This is a genomic window from Streptomyces sparsus, from assembly GCF_054776295.1.
Map to the genome: position 1 here is coordinate 1 of NZ_BAAHCA010001419.1, position 866 is coordinate 866.

Consider the following 866-nt stretch of genomic DNA (forward strand, 5'->3'; position numbering starts at 1 on the left):
GCCGGTGTCGGTCAGGTCGGCGAGCGCGGCGGCGGCCTTCGGGCCGGTCCGGGAACGGCGGTTGACGGAGCGCAGCACCCGGCCGGCGGTGGTGTAGCAGGCGGCGAGGGCGCAGCCGGCGATCAGCACCGTGAGCGTGACGCGGGGCGTGGTGAGGGCCGTCAGCACCGCGATGAGGGCCCAGCGCTCACCGATGGGGAGCACGATCATGCGGCGGGCCCAGACCGTCCAACCGACGCTGTTCAGGCGCTCGGAGAGCGCCGCGGCGGGGCTCGCCGCCGGGCTGCCGTCCTCCGGCCGGTTGGCCTCGTTGAACGAGAAGTCGACCACGTGCCGGGCGGTCTGGAGCACCATCGCGCCGAGTGCCAGCGCCCACACGTCGTCACCGGCGCGGGCGGCGCCGAGCGCCAGGCCGGCGTAGTACGCGTACTCCTTGGCCCGGTCGAAGGTCGCGTCCAGCCAGGCGCCGAGTGTGGAGTACTTCAGGGCGTAGCGGGCGAGTTGGCCGTCGGCGCAGTCCAACACGAAGGACAGGAGCAGCAGGACGCCCGCGGCGACGAACCCGGCGCGGGTGCCGGTGGCGGCGCAGCCGGCGGCGACGAGGGCGGTGAACAGGGAGGCGGTGGTGACCTGGTTGGGGGTCAGTCCGCGTCGGGCGCACCACCTGGCCAGGTGGCGCGAGTAGGGGCTGACGCAGAAGGTGGTGAAGAAACCGTCGCGCGGTTTGACGGCCGTCCGCAGCCGGACCGCCTCGTCGTCGACCGACGCGACCGCGCTGCGGGCTTCGGCCAGTTCGGCGTCGTCCGCCGGGACGGTGGCGACCAGCACGCCGAGTTCGGGCCGGTGCACCGGGGTGCCGGCCGCCG

General features: G+C 74.7%; 1 protein-coding gene. It reads right to left on the minus strand.

Annotated features, from left to right (window positions below; all coding sequences use genetic code 11):
* The coding region (locus ACYVE9_RS28795; RefSeq protein WP_461030821.1) for a CDP-alcohol phosphatidyltransferase family protein at positions 1-866 on the minus strand (866 nt) is incomplete at both ends.